We start from the raw sequence: 21,667 nt of genomic DNA on the forward strand, positions 1-21,667 counted from the left end.
CCTGACCGGCGGGGAGACGCACGCGGCGACACCGGACTCGACCTCGAACGGCACAGGCCCGCACCTGGCCTCGGACGACGCAGGCCCGCACCTGGCCACCAACGACACAGCTGAACGGAGCGACGGCGAAGGCCATGACGGAGGTCAATGTTCGGCGTAGCGCCAAGTGGGAGCTGCGCCGCCAGGCGATCATCGACACGTCCGCGCACGTCTTCGCCCAGCGGGGATTCCACGGCACCAGCACGGCCGAGCTCTGCGAGGCCAACCAGGTCGGCAAGGGCGCGCTCTACTACTACATCGGCTCCAAGGAGCAGCTGCTCGTCGCGATTCACGACCGGGTGATGGACGAGGTGATGGTCGGCGCCGACCGGGTGGCGAACTCCGAGGGCACCCCGCCCGAGCAGCTCGCGCAGCTCGGCACCGAACTCCTCGACGTCATCCACCGCTACCCCGACCACGTCTGGGTCTTCCTGCACGAGTTCCCGGCGCTCACCGGCGAGAACGCCGAGACGTTCCGGCGGCGGCGCCGGGACTACGAGATCCGCGTCGAGGACATCTTCGAGGCGGGCCAACGCTCCGGCGACTTCCGCGACATCGACCCGCCGATGGCGGCGAAGGCGTGGCTGGGGATGCACAACTACACGTACCTGTGGCTGCGCCCCGGCGGACGTGTCGGCGTGCCCGACCTCGCGGCGCAGTACGCCGACATCTTCGTCCGCGGCATCTCGGCCGCGCCGTCCACCGGTGCCGTCGCCATGCCGTCGCCGGGCACGGCCAGCGCGCCGCCGGTCCCCCCGGCGCGGACCGGCGCGAAGAAGCGGCGCCAGGGCGCGGCGTAGCCGAGGGGCGTCTCGGCGGACGCGCACACCCGGCGCGCACCGAGGACGCCGCCTGCCCGGGGCGGCTACGGCATGGAGGCGGCTACGGCGCGGCGTAGCCGCCGTCGACGACGATCGCCGACCCCGTCGTCCACCGCGAGGCATCGCTGGCCAGGTAGGAGTAGGCGCCGACCAGGTCGTCGGCCGCGCCGAGGCCGAGCGGGTGCTTCGCCGCGATCGCGTCGATCGCGTTCTGCGGGAGCTCCGTGTGCATTCCCGAGAGGAAGGTGCCGGGGCAGACAGCGTTCACCCGGATGCCGTCGCGGGCGTACTCGACGGCGGCGACCTTGGCGAGGTGGATAACGCCGGCCTTGGTGACACAGTACGGCGCCGAGTGCGACCACGCGGTCATTCCCGCCACGGAGGCCGTCAGGATGATCGACCCGCTGCCCTGCTTGCGCATCGGGCCCACGGCGGCATGGATGGCGTTGACGGCGCCCAGCACGTTGACCCGGAACGACCGGTCCCAGTCCGCGGTCGTCAGGTTGTGGATGCGCCCGTTCTGCGCGAGCACGCCGGCGTTGCTGATGAGGACGTCGAGCCGGCCGAAACGCTCCACCGCCAGGCGCACGACGGCCTCGACCTGGGCCAGGTCGCTGACGTCGGCGACGGCGGTCTCCGGCTTCGCGTCGCCACCCTCGATGCCCTCCACCGTCGCTGCCAGCGCCGCCTCGCTGACATCGGCCAGGACGAGGTCGGTGCCGGGCTCGGCCGCGAACGTGCGCGCCAGGGCTGAACCGAGGGTGCCGCCCGCGCCGAGAAGCACCACCACCCGCCGCCCGGCGGCGCCCTGCCGAGAGACAACCTGTTCGGTGACCTGCTCGATGACGCCGTGCTGATCGGACATCTGACCTCTTACCTTTTACTTGAGTAGGTAGCCGCCATCGACGGTGAGGACGGCTCCGGTGACGAAGTCGGCGGCGTCGGAGGCCAGGAACAGGTAGGCCCCGGCGAGGTCGCCGGGCCGGCCCCAGCGCTGCTGCGCCGTGTGGTCGAGGATGGACCGCTCGAGGCGGTCGTTGCTCTTCCAGCCGGCGGCGAGCGGTGAGTCGAACCAGCCCGGAGCGACCACGTTCACGGTGATCCCCGCCGAGGCGAGGTCCAACGCCAGCGCCTTCGCCATCGCCACCAGGCCGGCCTTGGACGCGCTGTAGGCCGCCAGGCCGCGCGCCGGCCGCTCCCCCAGCACGGACCCGGTGAAGATCAGGCGTCCACCCGCGGTCATCACCCGCGCGGCGGCACGGGCGCCCAGGAACGCCCCCGTGAGATTGACGTCGATGACGTCACGCCAGACGTCCGGATCGGTCTTCAACGGACCGGCGACGACCGGGGAGATGCCGGCATTGCAGATCCAGGCGTCGACCCCGCCCCACGCCTCCACCGTGCCGTCGGCCACCGCGTCGTTGAACGCGGCGTCGCGCACGTCGCCGCCGAACAGCAGGACCGGGCCGGGCAGGGTGTCGGCGACCGTCTTCAGATCGCGTTCGGTGCGCGCGACCAGGGCGACGCTCGCGCCGGCCCGGGAGAACGCGTGCGCGAGCAGCTCCCCAAGGCCCCGCCCGGCACCGGTCAGCACCACGCGTGTACCACGGACGTCGCCGACGGTCGGAAACGTCGGCGGGATCTCGATCCGGTCACTCATCGCCCACTCCACCGCGGCGAGCGCTTCTCGATGAACGCCGCCAACCCTTCCTTCGCGTCATCGGAGTCGAGCAGCTGCCTGAACTCCTGGTCGGACATCGCCCGCAGCGTGTCGTCGTCGGTGGTCGCGGCGGCGCGCACGATCCGGCGGCTGGCCCGCACCGCCAGCGGGGCGGCCGCAGCGACCTGTTCGGCCAGCCGCAGCGCCTGGGCGAACGCCTCACCGGGTTCGACGAGCCGGCTGACCAGGCCGAGCGCGAACGCGCGCGCGGCGTCGATCGGCTCGCCGGTGAGGATCGCGTCCAGGGCGACCGCCCGGCCGACCGCCCGCGGCAGCCGGAACAGGCCGCCGGAGGAGGCGATGAGGTTGCGCTTCACCTCGGCGAGCCCGAAGGCCGCGCGAGTGCTGGCCACGACCAGGTCGGCGGCCAGGACGATTTCCAGCCCCCCGGCGGTGGCCAGGCCGTCCACGGCTACGACCATCGGTTTGGTGCGCTCGCGGAACACGAAACCCGCGAACCCGCCCCGGGCCGTCATGAGCGAGTCGAGCTGCCCGGCCTCGATCGCCTTGAGGTCCGCGCCGGCGCAGAACACCGGGCGCGCCTGCCCGGCGGAGTTGGCGCACAGCACGCCCACCCAGACGTCCGGGTCGTTCTCCAGGGCGTCGATCGCCGATTCCAGTCCGAGGGCGACCTCGTGGTTGACGGCGTTGCGCGCCGCGGGCCGGTTCAGCGTGATCACCGCGACGTGGCCGGACGCCTCGTAGCGGACGACGTCGGACCCGGTCTGGGTCACGGCGTCGGACACGGCGCCCGACGTGGCGTCAGACATCGACGACCGAGATGGCCTGCGTCGGGCAGCCACTGACGGCGCTCATGAGCTCCGCCTCCGTGTTGCCGTCGGGATCGGCGACAACCGCGATCGCCTCGTCGTCCTGGTCGAAGGTGCCCGACGCGTAGATCGTGCACTGCCCGGAGCCCATGCACAGGTCACGGTCGATCCGGATCTCACGAGGCACTCCGACTCCTCCCATCACACGGGTTCCTCCATGCGCACGCTGGCGCTCGGCATGGCTGATGTCAGGCAACGGGAGTCAGCTCCACATGCAGCTTCATCAGGCCGTGGAACAGGTAGGTGGGCATGTACGCGTAGCGCCGCGCGCCGGCCGGCCCGTGGAACTCCTCGGAGATCGTGATCGCGGACGTGCGGTCGAAGAGCCGCTCGAGGACGATGCGCACCTCGGACCGGGCCAGCGGCGCGCCGGGGCAGGTGTGCACCCCGTGCCCGAACGCCAGGTGCCGGCGCGAGTTGGGGCGCTCGAGCCACAGCGCGTCCGGGTTCTCGAACTGGCGCGGGTCCCGCCCGGACGCGGTGTTCATCAGCAGGACGACGGTGCCCGCGGGCAGGTCGACGCCACCGACGCTGGTCGATCGGCGCACCAGGCGGAACGCGCTCTTGATCGGCCCCTGCAGCCGTAGCGCCTCCTCGATGAAGCGCGGGATGAGCGTCCGGTCATCTCGCAGCTGCTGCTGCAGTTCCGGGTTGTCCCCGAGAATCTGCAGGCACGCGCCGAGAAGACGCACCGTGGTCTCCTGCCCGGCGGCGAACATGTTGGCGCCGATCCGGGCGACGTCGATCAAATCCGGGGTGCTGCCGTCGGGGAAGGTCGCCTCCGCCATGCCGGTGAGGACGTCGCCCTGGGGGTTGGCACGCCGCTGCTCGATGCGCTCGATGAAGTAGTCGTAGAGCGGGTCCAAGGTGTGGTGGCCGAGGTCCTTACCGTCGACGTCGCCGGGCAGGACCCCGATCCCGGTCGACTGCAGCAGCATCGGGTGGTCCTCCTCGGGAACCCCGAGGAGGTCCGCGATGACCAGCAGCGTGTAGGGCTGCGCGAAGTCGTTGATGAACTCGCACGTGCCCTTCGCGAGGATCGCGTCGAGCTGGCGGTCGGTCAGCCGCCACATGAACTCCTCGTTCTCCTTGAGCCGCTTGGGCGTGATCAGCCCCATCAGCAGAGAACGGTGCGCGGTGTGCTTCGGCGGGTCGAAGGTGACGAGCTGGTCGCTCTGCGGCAGCACGTCGCGGTGCGCCTCGATCAGCTCGCTGATGTCGTCGCCCTGCCCCTTGATCTCGACGGGGAAGGCCGGCCTCGGCCCCGCGATGAGGTTGCACGAGGAGAAGGTGTCGGGGTCACGGAAGACCGTGAGCGCCTCTTCCCAGCCGGAGACCATCGCGACGCCGTACTTCGGCTCGATCCAGATCGGACGGTCGGCCAGGAGGAAGTTGAAGTACGCCCAGGGGTCGACCGCGACCTCCTGGTCGCGGAAGAAGTTCACCGTGCTGAGGTCCGTCAGGTCCGTCATCTGGCTGCTCCGGTTCGGTCGCGCTCGGCGTACGGTCGCGCTTGGCGTTCGGGTGCGTTGGGGTCTCGATGCGCTCGGGTTTGGGTGCGTGGTGCGCTGGCGCGCGGGTTACGCGCTGGCCGACTCGCGCACCGCGGCGGCGATCCGCTCGACGTCCGGCAGCCAGGCGCGTTCGAGCGACGGCGCGTACGGCGCCGGGGTCGGCTGGGCGCCCACCCGGATCACCGGGGCGTCCAGCGTCCAGAAGCCCTCGCGCACCGCCGCCGCGGCCAGCTCCGCGCCCACGCCGAACGGCGTCACCGCCTCGTGCGCGATGACGAGCCGGTTGGTCTTCGCCAGCGACCCGAGGACCGTCTCGTAGTCCAGCGGCGCGATCGTGCGCAGGTCGATGACCTCGACGCTGATCCCCTCGCCGGCCAGCTGCTCGGCGGCGGTGAGGCAGTTGTGCACCATCTTCGAGTAGGACACGAGCGTGACGTCCGTGCCCTGCCGGCGGACCGCCGCCTTGCCGAGCGGTATCAGCGCGTCGGGCGCCGGGCGCGGCCCCTTGCGCCCGTAGAGCAGCCGGTTCTCGATGAAGACCACGGGGTTCGGGTCCCGGATGGCGCTGCGCAGCAGGCCGTAGGTGTCCGCCGGGGTGGACGGCATGACGACCGTGAGCCCCGGGATGTGCGCGAGCAGTGCCTCCAGGCTCTGCGAGTGCTGGCTGCCCGACGAGCGCCCCGCCCCGAACTGGGTGCGGATGACCAGCGGCATGCTCACCGCGCCGCCGCTCATGAAGCGCATCTTGGCTGCCTGGTTCATGATCTGATCTAGGCAGACGCCGATGAAGTCGAGGTACATGACCTCGACCACCGGCCGCAGGCCCGCCATCGCTGCACCGACGGCCGTGCCGATGACCGCGCTCTCCGAGATCGGCGTGTCGCGCACGCGGCCGGGGTACTTCGCCGCCAGTCCCCGGGTGAGGCCGAAGACGTTGCCGCCGGCGCCGACGTCGATGCCGGCGACGAACACGTCCGGGTCGTGCCCGAGCTCGTGGTCCAGCGCCTCGTGCACCGCGTCCATCGTCCGGAAGATCTCGCCGGCCGGCTCGGGCGGCTCGGCGACGGCCTCGCGCGGGCTGGTGACGTAGTGATACAGCGTCTCCGGGTCGGGCTCGGGCGCGGCGGACGCCGTCGCCACCGCCTTCTCGATCTGCTCGTCGATGTCCCGGTCGATCGTCGCGACCTGCTCCGGTTCCATCCGGCGCGCGAGCACGAGCAGGGGATCGCCGGTCTTGGCGGTGTCGACCTCGGCCGTGTCCCGGTATCGCTCGGGGTCGCCCTCGTAGTGGCCGTGCCAGCGGTAGGTCTCGGCCTCCAGGAGCACCGGCCCGGCGCCGGTCCGAAGGTCGCGGACCAGCCGCGACGCCGCCTGCGCCACCGCGAGGACGTCGTTGCCGTCGACGTGCGCGTAGCCGATGCCGTAGCCGCGGGCCCGGTCGGCCAGCGACGCGCGGTGCTGGTCGGACTCGGGCGAGAACTCGGCGTAGTGGTTGTTCTCGCAGAAGAAGATCACCGGCAGGTCCCAGACGGCGGCCAGGTTGACGGCCTCGTGGAACATGCCCTGCCCCACCGCGCCGTCCCCGAAGAAGGCGACGACGACGCCGCCGGTCCCCCGCAGGCGCGCGGCGGTGGCGGCGCCGGCGGCGATCGGCAGCCCCGCCGCGACAATGCCGTTCGCGCCGAAGATGCCCTTGCGCGGGTCGGCGATGTGCATCGAGCCGCCGCGGCCGCGGTTCGTTCCCGTCTCGCGCCCCATCAGCTCGGCGAACATCTCGGTGACGTCGAGGCCCTTGGCGATGCAGTGCCCGTGGCCGCGGTGCGTGGACGTGATCACGTCCCGGTCGTCGAGCGGCCAGCAGGCCCCTACCGCGGTCGCCTCCTGGCCGATGGACAGGTGCAGGAAACCGGGGATCTGGCTGTCGCGGTACAGCACCGACGCCCGTTCCTCGAAGCGCCGGATCAGGCGCATCCGCCGGTAGAGCTCACCCAGCGTCGCCGGATCGGTGCCGATCTCTTCCACGTCGGTGGACGTCAACGCCTGCTGCCTTCCTTCCGGCCCGTGCGCCACCGGCTCGTGCCCAGCCTCGGGCGACCTGGCCCGAGCCCAGGCCTCCGGTGGCGCCGCCGACCGCTTGACATCGGGCGACAACGCGACATTCTTGTACCGCTCGTTCCAAAAATGCAACCCTTCGTCGACGGGAAGCGGTCATGGACTTCGATCTCCCCGAGGAGACGCTCGCCCTCCAGCGCGTGTGTCGCGAGTTCGCTGCCAAGGAGATCGAGCCGCACGCCGCCGACTGGAGCGAGCGTGAGTACTTCCCGGCCGAGATCTTCCCCAGGTTCGCCGAGCTGGGGATCATGGGCATGCTCATCGACGAGGAGTACGGCGGCGCGGACGCCGGCTATGTCTCCTACGTCGCCGTGATGGAGGCCATCGGCGCCGCGGACCAGTCGGTCGCCGCCGCGTGGAACGCCCACTCGACGATCGCCTCGCTGCCGCTCGCCGCCTTCGGCACGGACGAACAGAAGAAGCGCTGGCTCGTCCCGCTGGCCACCGGCACGCACCTGGGCGCGTTCGGTCTCACCGAGCCGACCGCCGGCTCGGACGCCGCGTCCGTGCGCACGAGCGCCGTCCGCGACGGGAACGGCTGGCGGATCAACGGCACCAAGATGTTCATCACCAACGCCGGCACGCCGATCAGCCTCGGCGTCACGATCCTGGCGACGACCGGCACGTCGGCCGACGGCAGGAAGCGCTTCGGCACGTTCTTCATCCCGGACGGCACCCCGGGGTACTCCAAGGGAAACGCGCTGCGCAAGCTGGGCTGGCACGCGATGGACACCCGCGAGCTCATCTTCACCGACTGCTGGATCCCCGACGACCACCTGATCGGCGAGGAGGGAAACGGCCTGCGTCAGTTCCTGGAGGTCCTCGACGCCGGACGCATCAGCGTGGCGGCGCTCGGGCTCTCCCTCGCGCAGGCCGCCCTCGACCTGGCGCTGCGGCACGCGAACGAGCGGGAGCAGTTCGGCAGCAAGCTCTCCCGGTTCCAGGCGATCGGCCACAAGCTCGCCGACATGGCCACCGAGGTCGAGGCCGCTCGCGCGCTGGTGTACCGCGCCGCGTGGCTCGGCGACCGGGGCCGGCCGTTCGCCAAGGAGGCAGCGATGGCCAAGCTCTACACCTCCGAGGTCGCCAACCGCGCGGCCAGCGCGAGCGTGCAGATCCACGGCGGCTACGGCTACGTGCGCGAGTCCGCGATCTCCCGGTTCTATGCGGACGCGAAGGTCCTGGAGATCGGCGAGGGCACCAGCGAGATCCAGCGCAACGTCATCGCGCGGCACCTCACGAAACGCACGCCGTGACGGCCGAGACGTACGCCATGACGGTCCGGCCCGCACGATGATCAAGATCGTCGCGCTGATCAAGCGCCGGCCGGACCTGACACTCGGCGAGTTCCGGGAGTACTACGAGCACCGGCACGCGCCGCTCTTCCAGCGCGTGATCCCGGCCGAGGTGGCGGACGCGATCATCCACTACGTGCAGAACCACACGGTCGCGCTCGGCCGCGGCACCACCGAGACGGCATACGACTGCGTGACCGAGATCGGGTTCCGCGACCGCGCCGGGCTCGCGACCTGGAACCGCTGGTACCTCGGCGACGAGGGCGGGGTGCTGCGCGACGACGAGGAGAACTTCATGGACAAGAGCAGGCGGTACGTGCTCGTCACCGAGGAGTCCAACCTCGGGGTCGGCCGCTGATGCTGGCCGCGACGATCACCGCGGCCGACCAGGCCGACCCGCTGTCGGGATTGCGCGTCGGTGACCACCCGGAGCCGGCCGTTCCCGAGGGCTGGACCCTCGTCGAGGTCAGGGCCGCGTCGCTGAACTACCACGACATCCTGTCGCTGCGCGGGCACGGGCCCAGGAACGCGCCATTCCCGCGCGTGCTCGGCTCGGACGTGGCCGGCGTCGACGAGGCCGGCAACGAGGTTCTGGTGCACGCACTGGTGGGCGACCCCGCCTGGACGGGCGACGAGGTGCTCGACCCGAGGATCTCGATGCTGTCGGACTTCCACGACGGCGGCCTGGCCGAGCGCATCGCCGTGCCGTCCCGCAACCTGGTGGCCAAGCCGGCCGAGCTGTCGTTCGAGGAGGCGGCCTGCCTGCCCACGGCCTGGCTGACGGCCTACCGGATGCTGTTCGTCCAGGCAGGCGCCACCGCGGGCACGACGGTCCTCATGCAGGGGGCCGGCGGCGGCGTGGCGACCGCGGTGATCTTGCTGGGCCGCGCCGCCGGCGTACGCGTCTGGGTCACGGGGCGGTCCGAGGCGAAGCGCTCGCGCGCCGTCGCGCTCGGCGCGGCCGCGGCGTTCGAGCCGGGGGCGCGGCTCCCGGAGCGGGTCGACGCGGTCATCGAGACCGTGGGGGCGGCGACCTGGGCGCATTCGATGAAGGCCGTGCGTCCGGGCGGCACGATCGTCGTCGCCGGCATGACGTCCGGAACGAACCCGCCCCTGGACATCGAGCGGCTGTATCTGGCCAACCTGCGGATCGTGGGCACGACGATGGGATCCCGCGACGACCTCGAACAGGTCGTGAAGATGGTCGCGGACCACGGTCTGCGACCGCCGATCCACGAGGTCATCCCGCTCGCCGAAACGCGGGCCGGCTTCCGGGCCATGGTGGACGGCGACGTCTTCGGCAAGGTCGTCGCCCGCCCCGAGTAGCTGCTCCCGGATAACGGCGACGGGTCCGCGCCGGCCGGACCGGGCCGTCCGCCGCGGCGGAGGCGGGTGCCCCACAGATACTTTGCCTTCAAACGGTATTGACTCCAACTATCCGGACGGGCTAGACCTTGATGGACCGGTCGGTACAGCCGACCCCGAACGGATGGTGTGGCATGTCCAAGGACTTCGTTGTCTCCGCCGATGGGCACATCCTCGAGCCGATCGACCTCTTCAAGACCCGCATGCCCGTCCACCTGCGCGACCGCGCGGTCTGGGAGGAGGACATCGAGCTCGAGGAGCCGCTCGTCGAGGGCGGAGCGAAGGTCTTCCGCAAGCTGCACACGCCCGGCTTCGAGGGCTGGACGGTCTCCCGCTACCGGCAGACCACGGGCCGCACGCCCGACGGCGCCCCGGAGACGATCGTCGAGGACCTGGAAGCCGACGGCGTCGACGCCTGCGTGATGCACCCGAACCTTTCGATCTTCGGGCTGTACTCCGACGACCACGAGCTGTCGATCGAGCACGCCCGGGTCTACAACGGCTATCTCATCGAGCGCTTCCTGCCGTACCGGGACCGCATCGCCCCGACCTGCCCGATCCCGCTCACGGACATCGACGACGCCGTCGCCGAGATCGAGCGGGTGACGGGCGCCGGCTTCAAGGCCCTGTTGCTGCCCGGCATCCCGCCGACGACCTACTGGGACCCGGCGCTCGACCGGGTCTGGGACGCGGCCCGCGCCGCCGGCGCGCAGATCTTCTTCCACACCCAGACCGGTGGCGTGAAGATGAAGAACCCGTCGTCCTCGACGATGCGGGTCGTCAAGGAGAACGCCCGGCAGGTGAACCAGCCGGTGACCGCGAAGTCCGCCGCCGAGCGGCTCTACACCCAGTCGGTCCTGTCGACGCTCACGCCGCAGAAAGTGATCTGCGACCTGATCGGCGCCGGCGTGGCCGAGCGGTACCCCGAGCTGCACTTCAACCTGATCGAGTTCAACGCGCACTGGCTGTCCTCGCTCGTCGGCGCCATGGACAAGGCGTGGACGACCGGCATCGGCCAGGACACCGACTGGTGGATCGGCTCGTGGAACGACGAGGCCCCGCCGACCCTCGAGGGCCAGGACACGATGGCGCGGATCTTCCTGCTCAACGAGAAGTGGCCCTACCCGCTCATGCCGAGCGAGTACGTGCAGCGCCAGTTCCACGTCTCGTTCTCCGACGACCTGGCCGCGGTCGCCGCCCGGCACATCACCGGCGTGAGCTCGATCATCTGGGGCAACGACTACCCGCACGCGGAGGGTACGTTCCGGGGCAGCAAGGAGCTGCTCGCCCAGCAGTTCGCCGGCGTCCCGGACGCGGAGCGCAAGGCGATCGTCGGCGGCACGATCGCCGAGGTGATGGGCTTCAAGCAGCCCGCGACAGTCTGAGCCGAGACGAGACGAGCCGAACCGACGTGCCCAAGCAGTGGAACCGCGATCCGATCCAGGCCGCGTACGACCTGTGGGTCGACAAGGGCTGGGACGACACCGCCGACGGCATGATCGCGGTTACCTCACTGCTGCGGGTACACCAGCTCCTCATGGCGCGCGCCGACGAGATCCTCGCTCCCGTCGAGCTGTCGTTCGCGCGCTATGAGGTGCTCGTCGTCCTGTACTTCAACGAGGACGCGGTGCCGCTGTCATACCTGGCGAAGGCACTGCAGCTGCACCAGGCGAGCATCACGAACCTCGTCAACAAGTTGGAGAAGCAGGGCTACCTGGAGCGGCGGGCGCACCCCACGGACCGTCGGGTCACCCTCGCCCAGACCACCCGCACCGGCCGGGCCCGCACCCGCACCGCCATCCGGCGGCTGAACTCCGAGCTGTTCTCCCAGCTCGGGCTTACCACCGAGGAGACGCGGGCGCTGGTCTCGGTCTTCGCGAAGATGCGCCACGCCTGGGGAGACGCCCAGGAGGACGGAGGAACCGATGCCGCTGGCGCTCTGCTGCATGTCGCACAGTCCCCTGCTTGACATCACCACGCAGCGCCCGGAGCTGGAGGCGGACGTCACGGGGGCGCTCGACACGGCCCGCGACTTCGTCGCCGCCGTTGACCCCGACGTCGTCGTCATCTTCGTCCCGGACCACTTCAACGGCTTCTTCTACCGCCAGATGCCGCCGTTCTGCCTGGGCGTCGCGGCCCGGGCGATCGGCGACTACTCCAGCCTCGCCGGGGACCTGGCGGTGCCGAGCGCGCTCGCGCGCGAGCTCGCCGGCGCCGTCCTCGACGCGGGCGTCGACCTGCCGGTCTCGCATCAGATGGAGGTCGACCATTCCACCGCGCAGCCGCTGCGTGAGCTGTTCGGCTCCCTGGACGCGCGGCCGGTCATCCCGGTCTTCATCAACGCGGCGGCGCCGCCACTCGGGCCGTTGTCGCGGTCCCGGGCGCTGGGCACGGCGATCGGGCAGTTCTTCGCGGCCCGCGACGAGCGGGTGCTCTTCGTCGGCTCGGGTGGCATCTCGCATGATCCGCCGGTGCCGGCGCTCGACACCGCTCCCGCGCCGGTGGCCGAACGGCTCGTCTCCGGCCGGCCGCTCACGGCCGAGGAGGCGGAGCGGAAGCACACCGGCGCCGTCACCGAGGGTGAGCGGCTGGCCGCCGGGACGAGCGACCGGCTACCGCTGACCCCGGAGTGGGACGAGGCGTTCCTCGACCTGCTCGGGGCGGGCAAGCTCGCCGAGCTCGACGGCTGGAGCAACGACGAGATCGGCGCCCACGGCGGTGGCGCGCACGAGATCCGCACCTGGATCGCCGCCTACGCGGCGCTGGCGGCGGCGGGGCCGTACGAGGTCGGCTACCGCTACTACCGCGCGATCCCCGAGTACATCGCCGGCTTCGCCGTGACCACCGCGCTGCCCACCGGCTGAGCTGCCGCCCGAGCCGACGAGGTCTTGCCTCGGTCCGACCACCAAAGGTAATCTCCGTCTGCTGCACTATTAGAACGGGATTGTGCATTATCTGCACATGATCTCCTATGGGAGATCTCGTGCGCGAGATTTGTGGACGCGGTCCGCGGCGGTAGGGGCGTGCGATGCACAACAGATCTGACGTCGTGAGATACGACGTCGTGGTTCTCGGCTCGGGTGCGGCGGGGCTGACCGCCGCGCTCGCCGCGGCGGTCGAGGGAGCTGCGCGGGTCGCCGTCTTCGAGAAGGCCGAGCTGGTCGGCGGCACGACCGCGCTGTCCGGCGGGACGGTCTGGATCCCCGGCAACCAGCCCGCCCGCGAGCTGGGCGTCGACGACTCGCGTGCGCGTGGCCTCGAGTACCTGGCCAGCCTGTCCAACGGGATGATCCTGCCCGAGCTCGCCGAGGCGCTCGTCGACGGCGGTCCCGAGTACGTCGACTTCATCCACCAGCACACCGAGTTACGTTTTCAGCTCGTCGAGGGCTACCCCGACTACCACCCCGAGCGGCCGGGCGGCCTGCCCGGCGGCGGGCGGTCGATCGAGGTCAGCCTCGTCAGCCTGGCCGAGCTCGGCGAGTGGGCCGACCGCATCGCCGGCACCCCGAGCCGGCTGCTCATCCGGGAGACGCCGCTGGGCGGCGGCACCGGCGTGCTCCCACCGGCGGAGCTCGCCAGACGCGACCAGACGGGCGCCGAAGGCCTCGGCCGCGGCCTCGTCGCCGGCCTGTTGGGAGCCTGTCTACGCCGCGGCGTCGAGGTGTTCACCGACTCCCGAGGGCTGCGACTGCTGACGACGGACGGAGCCGTCACCGGCGTCGAGATCCAGAGTTCCACGGGTGTCCGAGCGGTGTCGGCCGGCGCGGTCGTGCTCGCCACCGGCGGCTTCGAGTACGACCCGGAGCTCGTCCGCGACTTCCTGCGCGGGCCGCTCACCCGGGCGATCGGGGCACCGACGAACACCGGCGACGGGCTGCGGATGGCGATGCGCCTCGGTGCCCAGCTCGGCAACATGCGCGAGGCCTGGTGGGCCCCGGCGGTGAGCTTCCCGGGCGTGCGCCGCGACGGCGGCGCGAACGGGCTGCTGGCCTCGCGGGAGCGGGCGCTGCCCGGGTCGGTGATGGTGAACGGGTACGGCCGTCGGTTCGCGAACGAGGCCGCCAACTACAACGCCTTCGGCGGCGCGTTCCACGAGCTGGACGCGTCCCGCTTCGAGTACCCGAACCTGCCCAGCTACCTGATCTTCGACCAGTCGACCGTCGACCGCTTCGGCGTCCTGGGCGGCGGCCCCGGCGCCACGGTGCCGGAGTGGGTGACCCGCGCGGACAGCCTCGGCGAGCTGGCGGGAAAGCTCGGCCTTCCGGCCGAACAGGTCGAGGCGGCCGTCGCGGCGTTCAACGAGCACGCCCGCGCCGGCGTCGATCCCGACTTCGGCCGCGGCGAGAGTGCGTTCGACCGGTTTCCCGGCGGCAGGACGACGCTGGACCCCGACTCGCCCCATTCGACGCTGGGGCCGGTCGAGACCGCGCCCTTCTACGGCGTCCGCGTCGAGTCGTCGCTGCTCGGCACGAAGGGCGGCCCGCGCACCGACGGCGAGGGGCGCGTGCTGGACGTCGACGGCGACGTGATCGGCGGGCTTTACGCCGCCGGCAACGTCATGGCAAGCCCCACCGGCATGGTCTACGGCGGCGCCGGCGCGACCCTCGCGGTCGCCGGGGTGTGGGGCCGAAACGCCGGCCGCGCCGCCGTGCGCGACCGCGCCGTTGTCCCAAGTGGCGCGACCGACTCCGTCGGCAATGGCTGAGATCGGCAATGGCTGAGGTAGGAGAGACGATGACGCAGACGGTTGACCGCACCTTCGGGGAGGTCACGGCGCAGGAGGCCGCGCAGATCTTCGCCGGATGGGTCTCCGACCTGGCGGCGGCCGTCCACGACGGTTCCGAGTCCGCGCTGGCGAACCTGTTCACCGAGGACGCGACCTGGCGCGACTTCATGGCCTTCCCCTGGGACTTCCACCACACCGTCGGGCGGGACGAGACCGTGCCGCGGTTCCTGGAGCTCGCCAAGGAATGGCGCGCCGCCGACTTCGCGCCCAACAAAGAGCAGGCGCCCGTCGCCACCGAGGCGGGCATCAACGCCTTCTTCGACTTCACCACCTCCGACCGCGTCGACCGCGCGTACGTCCTGCTCGTCCCCGGCGAGGACGGATTCCGCGCGGTGACGCTGCAGACGCAGGTCATCAGCCTGGCCGAGCACCCGGAGCAGATCCGCCACCACCGCCGGGAGGGGAAGGTCTACGGCATCGTCGAGGGCCGCACCCGCTGGTCGAGTGACCGGGCCAAGGAGACCTCCTTCGCCGACGAGGACCCGGCGGTGCTGGTTCTCGGCGCGGGCCACAACGGCCTGGCGATCGCGGCCCGGCTCGGCGCCCTCGACGTCCCGACGCTCGTCATCGACAAGGACGCGCGCATCGGCGACCAGTGGCGCCGGCGCTACGCCTCGCTCGCGCTGCACAGCACCGTCTACGGCGACCACCTGCCGTACATGCCGCTGCCGCCGAACTGGCCCGCGCACACCCCGAAGGACAAGTTCGCGGACTTCATCGAGTCCTACGCGACGCTGATGGACGTCAACGTCTGGACCTCCACCACCTTCCTGCGCGGCCGGTACGACGACGAGACGCAGCGCTGGTCCATCCACGTGCGGCGCGGCGACGGGTCGATCCAGGAGCTGCGCCCGCGGCACTTCGTGGTCGCGGGCGGGATGTTCGGCGCACCGAGGGTTCCCCAGATCAAGGGGCTGGAGACCTACCAGGGCATCTGGACGCACTCCGACGAGTTCCAGAACGGCGCCGACTTCCCCGGCAAGAAGGTCCTGGTGGTCGGCGCCGCGGTGAGCGGCCACGAGCTCGCCCACGACCTCTACGAGCACGACGCCGACGTCACCATGGTGCAGCGCGGCGCGACCTACGTCGTCACCTACGAGTCCTACCACCGCTACTGGTCGACGCTGTTCACCGAGGACATGCCCTACACCCCGGACTTCGCCGACCAGATGACCTACTCGCTGCCCAACGTGCGGGTGGACGAGCTGAACAAACGACTCGTGAAGGAAGCCGCCGCCGCGGACCGCCCGCTGCTCGACCGGCTCGAGGCCCAGGGCTTCAAGCTCGAGTGGGGACCGGACGGCACCGGCATCATCGGCGCGCACATGTCCGGCCGCGACGCCTACCAGATCGACATCGGCGCCTCGGAACTGATCGCCGACGGCCGGGTGAAACTCAAGCAGGGCGTCGAACTCGCCGAGATCAACGGCAAGACCGTCACCTTCACCGACGGCACGACCATGGACGACGTCGAGCTCATCGTCTTCGCGACCGGCTACCACCAGTTCTGGGGCCACCTCCAGCCCGTGCTCGGCGCGGCCGCCGAGAAGATCGACAAGGCCTACGGCCGCGCCGCCGACGGCGAGTACGCGAACACCTGGCGCCGCTCCGCCCAGCCCGGCCTCTGGTTCGGCACCGGCTTCATCCGCATGGCCCGCTTCTACACCCGCTTCATGGCCCTGCTCATCAAGGCCATCGAGGAGGGCATCGAGCCGGTCGACCCGGAGAGCCGACCCGGGCCTGACGGGTCGACCGCGTCCTGACGGCCGAAACGTCAGGCCCCGCGCCGCGGAAGCCGCGGTGATCACCAGGCACGTGTCGTCCGGGGTTCCTGCCAGATCGGCGACAGGGTCCCTGCTCGATCGGCGGAGCCGATCGGGGAGGTAAGCGATCTGGGAGGTCTGGGTCGCGTTCCAGCCCCGAACGCGACCGCGACCGCGACGACACGTAAGTCGCGATCACCCACCGACGGGAGGACGCAGTGCCCCAGGACGACGCAGTGCCCCAGGACGACGCAGTGCCCGAGGCCACGGTGCCCGAGGACGACGCCCCGGTAGGTCCGCCGGGTCCCGCCATCAAGGTGACCGCGCGCGTGGAGCCCGGGACGGTGGCGGTCCTCGACCGGCTGGCCCGCTGGGACCTGACCTCCGTCGAGACGATCCGCGCCTCCTACGGGGCGATCGCCGCTCCCCCGGCGCCGCCGAAACCACAGGTCACCCGTCTCGACGAGAAGATCCCCGGCGTCGACGGCCGTCCCGACGTCACGGTGCGCTGGTACCGCCCGGCCGGATCCGACGCCGACCCGCACCCAGCCGACGGCGACCCGGCCGCGCCGCTGCCGTGCCTGGTCTGGCTGCACGGCGGCGCCTACATCATGGGCAACCTGGACGAGAACGACGACCGCCTCGACCGCATGGTGATCGAGCTCGGCTGCGCGGTCGTCTCCGTCGACTGGCGGCTGGCCCCGGAACACCCGTACCCTGCCGGCCTCGACGACGCCGACACGGTCTGGCGCCGCCTCGTCGAGGACCCGGCGGCATACGGCGTCGACCCGGAACGCCTCGTCCTCGGCGGCGCGAGCGCCGGCGCGGGCCTCGCCGCCGCCCTCTGCCTCCGGCTACGCGAGACCGGCCGCGCCCAGCCGACGCTGCAAATGCTCATCTACCCCATGCTCGACGACCGCGAGCTCACCCCGTCGATCCGCGCGATCCAGGACCCGGGCCACTGGGGCCTCTGGCACCTGCGCGCCAACCGGCTCAGCTGGGAGGCCTACCTGGGCGGCCTCGCGGGCGACGACGTCCCGCCGACCGCCGCGCCGGCCCGCGCGACCGACCTCACCGGCCTCGCGCCCGCCTACCTCTGCGTCGGCGACGTCGACGCCTTCATCGACGAGAACCTCGACTACGCCGCCCGCCTGTCCCGCGCCGGCGTCCCGACCGAGCTACACGTCTACCCAGGCGTCATCCACGGCGGCTTCGGCGCTGTCCCGAAGACGCCTCGCACCGCCCAGCTCCTCCGCGACGTCTACACCGCCCTCGCCACCGCCTTCACCCCTGCCGGGTAGTCGCGCGCTCGTCGGGAGTTGCGCCGCGCGGAGACGTTCGCGGCGATGCCCTGCACGCTCCTACGTCTCGCGCACGACGCAGGCCAGGTCGGACGTCGCCTCCGCAGTCGGGCCCGCGCGCGGCGAGGCCGCCAGTGCCAGAGCACCCGCCACCGAGGTCCGCCGGGCGTGCGGGCGTGGGCGATCGAGACTGATCCTCGGATCTCGTACCTCGCCACCGCCCTCACGCCCGCCGCTTAGTGATCCTGGGGACAACGGCCGCCGGGCGTGCGAAGGAAGATCATTTTCGCACGCCCTTTGGCCCTCTAGGCTGCCGGTCGAGGTACCGGCGCCGGCCGCGCCGCGGCCCCTGGTCGAGTCGGACGCGCCGTTGAACCGAATGCCCCTGGCTTACGTGTGAAGGGGAATGGGCGGCAGGGTTCTTCAGGACGGGGCCGGCTGGTGAGTCGCGCGCTCGCGCGGGACGGCGGGCGGTCGGGTCCGGAGGAGGGCGTGAGCGACGAGAACCTGCTGCGCGCGTTGCACGACCAGCACGCTGGCGCGCTGTGGACCTACGTCCTGGGGCTGACCGGCGGCGACCGGACCCGGGCTCAGGACATCGTGCAGGAGACCCTGCTGCGCGCCTGGCGCAACCCGCGGGTGCTCGACCCTGCTCGCGGCTCGCCGCGGCCGTGGCTGTTCACCGTGGCCAGACGCATCACCATCGACGAGTGGCGCGCAGCCCGCAGCCGCCACGAGACCGTGACCGACCGCGTTCCCGAGCAGCCGGTCAACGACCCCGCCGAGCACGTCGTCGACCGCCAACTGGTGGCGGCCGCGCTGCGCCGACTGTCCAAGGAGCATCGGGACGTGCTGAGGGAGTGTTACTTCCGCGGCAGCTCGGTCGGCCAGGCGGCGCAGGCCCTGGGGATCGCGCCGGGCACGGTGAAGTCGCGCACCCATTTCGCGCTGCGGGCGCTGCGGCTGGCCATCGACGAACTGGGAGGTGTCGCATGAGCGCCGATCCGTACGCTCACCTCGACGCCGCCTACGTGCTCGGGGGGCTCGATCGGGCGGAGCGGGCCGGCTTCGAGGCCCATCTCGCGACCTGCCCGCGGTGCCAGGCCGATGTGGCCGAGATCGTCGGGGTTCCGCCGTTGCTGGCCGGCCTCGACGAAAGCGCCTTCGCCGAGCCGGCAGGCGCCTCGGTCGAACCGGTTCCCGACACCCTGCTGCCCGGGCTGCTGCGCGTCGCCGGCAGGGAACGGACCCGTCGGCGCTGGCTCACCGCCGGCCTGGGCTTGGTCGCGGCGGCGAGCCTGACCGCCGTCGTCGTCACCGCCGTGCCGCCGAACGGCCAGGCGACGCCGGCGCCACGGGCCATGACCGCGCTGGTCGCGAGCCCGATCAGCGCCACCGTCGCGTTGCGGGCCACCCAGTGGGGCACCGAGATTGACCTGACCTGCTGGTATCGGCCCGACGTCTCCGTTGCCCCGGGCTACGAGTACAAGCTGGTCGCGTACGACGCCGACGGCGACGCGTACGACGCGGGCAGCTGGCGGCTCGATCCCGGGCGGAAGGTCTCCCTCACCGGCGGCACAGCCCTGACGCCCGAGCAGATCTCGAGTGTGAACATCACCAAGCCGGACGGGACGGCGATCCTCACCCTGGCTGTCTAGAGCCGCATCCGCCGAGGCCTCCCCCGTCGCACCGCTGGCGGTCGTGGAAAGGACGCGTCCACGACCACCAGAGTGCGTAGGCAGCGTCAGCGCGTGCAGGGCGAGGGGGCTACCGAAGGACACGGCCGCGACTCCGGTGAGCGCTCACTCGCCGATCGGCCGCCCGCGCGGCCGATCGGCGAGTGAGCCCCGGCCCCCCCGGGGGGTGCGCGGCGGCGGGGCAGCCACGTCGAATCAGTACCCACCGCCGCCGGCGCCCGCGCCGGTGCTGCCCGACCCGCCGGTGGTGATCGCCGAGCCGGACGGCGCGACCAGCCACCACTTGGCGCCGAACTCGGTACTGCCCTGGCCCTCCGTCTGCCCGGCGCTCTTGTCGTCCTCGTAGTAGTACAACGGGTGGCCGTGGTAGGTCACCTGCGTCGTGCCGTCCGAGCGCATGGTCGTGCCAAGGTCGCTGGCGATCGCGGCCCCGGACGCGGTCGGCGCGGCCGTCGTCGTGAGGGGAGGCCAGGCCCTGGCACACGCACCCGTGCAGGTCGACGCGCCGGCCTTGTCGGCCATGAACAGGTAGAGGGTCTTGCCGCTGCCGTCGGTCAGGAAGGTGCCCGTCGGACCGGACCCCGTGGCGACCATCGTGCCACCCGCCACCGATCCGGTTGCCGGCGCCGATGCGCTCCCCGCCGTGGACGGGTTCGCCACCGCGGTCGCCGGGCTGGTCGACGTTGACGACTTCCCGCCGCCGCACGCCGCGAGCAGCAACGCCGTAGCGGCTACCGGCAGGGTCAGCGTCACCGGGACCGGCAGCCGACGCATCCTTGACTCTTTCATGATCGTCTCCTCGTCGGCCGCTCGCCCCGGCGGCCAGGCCTCGTCGCGTCCACCGGTTCCGCGGTCACCCCAAGGCACGGCGCCGGGACGAAATCGGTTCAACGAGTCGGGAGAGCGACAGTGCGCCGCCGGACGCCACCGGTCACCCAGTGGAGCCAGTCGTCGGCGATGTCGCTTCAGCGCAGCCGTGAAGCGGGTAGGCGACCCCGAACGCGCCCTGCGCCGCCTCACCCAGCAGGCCAACGCCCTCGGCTACACCGTCCGCTTCGATCCCCTCTTCGAAGCCGCCTGAACCGAGCACCGCTGTCCCCTCACGTATTTTTCGGGTCAGTCCCACGGCGACGGGCGTCCCGACGTGACGGCGCGCACCGCCCAGCTCCTGCGCGACGTCTACACCGCCCTCGCCACCGCCTTCACCCCTGCCGACAGCTAAAGCCAAAGCTCGCTGTCGCATCGCCGCCGTCAGCGCTGTCCAGCACCTACCTGTTGGTGTTCAGCGACCTGACGACCGCCCGCGGCACTTCACGCTCCGACGGCGGATCGTTCGGCGGGCCGGTATCTCCCTGGCAAGCACCCGGGTTAGATAGCCCGCCGGAAAGCCAAGCACCGACGGCCTTCCCGACGCCAGCGAAGGCGAGGTCGGGGTACTCCGCCCGCTGCGCCAGGTGTTACAGCCGAGTGCTATAAGTGTCATCTCCGCGGCGTACCGGAATTATCGGACGCCCACTTCTTGAGTGGGACGGTCAGCGACCAATGGTCGAGTTCGAGAGGGCATCAGGACCAGACAGGGACGACGCGACGCGTCTTGCCTCGTTATCTGGTCGACACGGGCCCGGGCAGCATCTTCCCGCCGAGCACACCGGCCCTCGGCCACACGATCCGGGCTCGAGCGTCGGCCTCGGCGGCGGCCCGCGACCGTCCAGGCGCAGGCGGCTCGCCCTGTCGACCGCGGGGACCGTGACGTCGCTGGTCCTGCTGGCCGGCGTCGGCATGACCCTGACCTCCTGCAACCAGGACGCCGACCTGACCTCGTCAGAAGCCCCGGCGACGGCGCCTGCCACGACCCCTGCTTCCACCGCGGCGACGGACCCCAGTACTGCCCCGGCCCCGAGCACGGCCCCGTCGTCGAGCGAGGCCTCGGCCCCAGGTACCGTCCCGACCCGACGTGTTACCCCCACCCCGCGCGGGACCCGGCCGGCCGTCGTTGCCACCTCCAGCAAGCCCAAGCCGGCCACGGCCGCCGCTGCCGCCCCCAGCCAGGCGAAGCCGTCCACGGCCGCCGCCGCGGCTGCCGCGCCCAACCAGGCACCGCGGCCGCAGCCGACCACAGCCGCCGCTGCCGCCCCCAGCCAGGCGCCGCCGCCACCACCGACCACCGCCGCCGCTCCCAGCCAGGCGCCTCCGCCACCGCCACCGACCACGGCCGCCCCAGCTGGCGGATCGCAGCCATCCCTCGGAGGCTTCGTGTCAAGTTGCACCAACGTCGGCGGCAACAGCCTGGACTGGTGCAACTGCGTCCTGGCGGGTCTCCAGCAGCGCTACTCCGCCGCGGCGTGGGCGGCGCTGTCAACCAGAGAGGCGCAGGAGGCAATCGTGGGCATCGGCCTGGGAAGCTGCTCGCAGTACGAGTAGCCG

Annotated in this window: 20 protein-coding genes; 13 read left to right on the top strand and 7 right to left on the bottom strand. The window is 71.6% G+C overall.

Annotated features, from left to right (window positions below; genetic code table 11):
* Nucleotides 1–134: 134 nt before the first annotated feature.
* Nucleotides 135–839, top strand: a complete 705-nt coding sequence (locus QOZ89_RS31260; RefSeq protein WP_071047452.1) for a TetR/AcrR family transcriptional regulator — start codon at nt 135–137, stop codon at nt 837–839.
* Between the two features lie 82 nt (nt 840–921).
* Here the strand turns inward: QOZ89_RS31260 and QOZ89_RS31265 are convergent, their stop codons facing one another.
* The 6 genes from QOZ89_RS31265 to QOZ89_RS31290 form a co-directional block, all read right to left on the bottom strand.
* A complete protein-coding gene (locus QOZ89_RS31265) occupies nt 922–1,725 on the bottom strand; it encodes an SDR family NAD(P)-dependent oxidoreductase (RefSeq protein ID WP_083418271.1) in 804 nt (267 codons plus the stop codon).
* Nucleotides 1,726–1,740: 15 nt separating this feature from the next.
* On the bottom strand, nt 1,741–2,520 hold the full coding sequence (locus QOZ89_RS31270; RefSeq protein ID WP_083418272.1) for an SDR family NAD(P)-dependent oxidoreductase: 780 nt from the start codon (nt 2,518–2,520) through the stop codon (nt 1,741–1,743).
* Nucleotides 2,517–3,350 (bottom strand): enoyl-CoA hydratase-related protein, encoded by an 834-nt coding sequence (locus tag QOZ89_RS31275; RefSeq protein WP_071047453.1) that lies wholly within the window; start codon nt 3,348–3,350, stop codon nt 2,517–2,519. Before QOZ89_RS31275 ends, QOZ89_RS31270 begins: the two co-directional genes overlap by 4 nt.
* Entirely contained in the window at nt 3,343–3,537 is a 195-nt protein-coding gene (locus QOZ89_RS31280; protein WP_116271445.1) for a ferredoxin, read from the bottom strand. The genes QOZ89_RS31275 and QOZ89_RS31280 overlap by 8 nt, the downstream gene beginning before the upstream one ends.
* 61 nt (nt 3,538–3,598) lie before the next feature.
* The gene (locus QOZ89_RS31285; protein ID WP_071047455.1) at nt 3,599–4,882 is read right to left on the bottom strand and encodes a cytochrome P450; all 1,284 of its coding nucleotides are present in this window, start codon (nt 4,880–4,882) and stop codon (nt 3,599–3,601) included.
* Between the two features lie 108 nt (nt 4,883–4,990).
* Entirely contained in the window at nt 4,991–6,961 is a 1,971-nt protein-coding gene (locus tag QOZ89_RS31290) for an alpha-ketoacid dehydrogenase subunit alpha/beta (RefSeq protein WP_071047456.1), read from the bottom strand.
* Nucleotides 6,962–7,134: 173 nt separating this feature from the next.
* On the opposite strand from QOZ89_RS31290, the gene QOZ89_RS31295 reads away from it, so the two are divergent.
* The 11 genes from QOZ89_RS31295 (at nt 7,135) to QOZ89_RS31345 (ending at nt 19,204) form a co-directional block, all read left to right on the top strand.
* Nucleotides 7,135–8,292: an acyl-CoA dehydrogenase family protein gene (locus tag QOZ89_RS31295; RefSeq protein WP_071047457.1), complete on the top strand. Its 1,158-nt coding sequence runs from the start codon at nt 7,135–7,137 to the stop codon at nt 8,290–8,292.
* Nucleotides 8,293–8,329: 37 nt separating this feature from the next.
* Entirely contained in the window at nt 8,330–8,689 is a 360-nt protein-coding gene (locus QOZ89_RS31300; protein ID WP_312627250.1) for an EthD domain-containing protein, read from the top strand.
* Nucleotides 8,689–9,657 (top strand): quinone oxidoreductase family protein, encoded by a 969-nt coding sequence (locus QOZ89_RS31305; RefSeq protein WP_071047459.1) that lies wholly within the window; start codon nt 8,689–8,691, stop codon nt 9,655–9,657. Before QOZ89_RS31300 ends, QOZ89_RS31305 begins: the two co-directional genes overlap by 1 nt.
* Before the next feature lie 173 nt (nt 9,658–9,830).
* Nucleotides 9,831–11,081: an amidohydrolase family protein gene (locus tag QOZ89_RS31310; RefSeq protein ID WP_071047460.1), complete on the top strand. Its 1,251-nt coding sequence runs from the start codon at nt 9,831–9,833 to the stop codon at nt 11,079–11,081.
* 26 nt (nt 11,082–11,107) lie between these two features.
* Nucleotides 11,108–11,665, top strand: coding sequence for a MarR family winged helix-turn-helix transcriptional regulator (locus tag QOZ89_RS31315; protein ID WP_312627253.1), 558 nt, complete (start codon nt 11,108–11,110; stop codon nt 11,663–11,665).
* A complete protein-coding gene (locus tag QOZ89_RS31320) occupies nt 11,622–12,560 on the top strand; it encodes a 3-carboxyethylcatechol 2,3-dioxygenase (protein WP_071047462.1) in 939 nt (312 codons plus the stop codon). Before QOZ89_RS31315 ends, QOZ89_RS31320 begins: the two co-directional genes overlap by 44 nt.
* Before the next feature lie 164 nt (nt 12,561–12,724).
* A complete protein-coding gene (locus QOZ89_RS31325; RefSeq protein ID WP_312627256.1) occupies nt 12,725–14,401 on the top strand; it encodes an FAD-dependent oxidoreductase in 1,677 nt (558 codons plus the stop codon).
* A gap of 29 nt (nt 14,402–14,430) precedes the next feature.
* A complete protein-coding gene (locus QOZ89_RS31330) occupies nt 14,431–16,245 on the top strand; it encodes a flavin-containing monooxygenase (RefSeq protein ID WP_071047464.1) in 1,815 nt (604 codons plus the stop codon).
* 236 nt (nt 16,246–16,481) lie between these two features.
* Nucleotides 16,482–17,546 carry an alpha/beta hydrolase gene (locus QOZ89_RS31335; RefSeq protein WP_241841565.1) on the top strand — a complete coding sequence of 355 codons (1,065 nt, stop codon included), beginning with the start codon at nt 16,482–16,484 and terminating at the stop codon, nt 17,544–17,546.
* 492 nt (nt 17,547–18,038) lie between these two features.
* Nucleotides 18,039–18,542, top strand: a complete 504-nt coding sequence (locus QOZ89_RS31340) for a sigma-70 family RNA polymerase sigma factor (RefSeq protein WP_198543128.1) — start codon at nt 18,039–18,041, stop codon at nt 18,540–18,542.
* A complete protein-coding gene (locus QOZ89_RS31345; RefSeq protein WP_071047465.1) occupies nt 18,539–19,204 on the top strand; it encodes a zf-HC2 domain-containing protein in 666 nt (221 codons plus the stop codon). The genes QOZ89_RS31340 and QOZ89_RS31345 overlap by 4 nt, the downstream gene beginning before the upstream one ends.
* 234 nt (nt 19,205–19,438) lie before the next feature.
* Here the strand turns inward: QOZ89_RS31345 and QOZ89_RS31350 are convergent, their stop codons facing one another.
* The gene (locus tag QOZ89_RS31350) at nt 19,439–20,032 is read right to left on the bottom strand and encodes a COG4315 family predicted lipoprotein (RefSeq protein ID WP_083418274.1); all 594 of its coding nucleotides are present in this window, start codon (nt 20,030–20,032) and stop codon (nt 19,439–19,441) included.
* 1,464 nt (nt 20,033–21,496) lie between these two features.
* Between QOZ89_RS31350 and QOZ89_RS31355 the strand changes: the two genes are divergently transcribed.
* Complete coding sequence (locus QOZ89_RS31355; RefSeq protein WP_157910444.1) at nt 21,497–21,664, top strand: hypothetical protein; 168 nt, start codon at nt 21,497–21,499, stop codon at nt 21,662–21,664.
* The last annotated feature ends 3 nt before the right edge of the window (nt 21,665–21,667 follow it).

It is taken from the genome of Pseudofrankia coriaricola, from assembly GCF_032027725.1.
GTDB lineage: Bacteria > Actinomycetota > Actinomycetes > Frankiales > Frankiaceae > Pseudofrankia.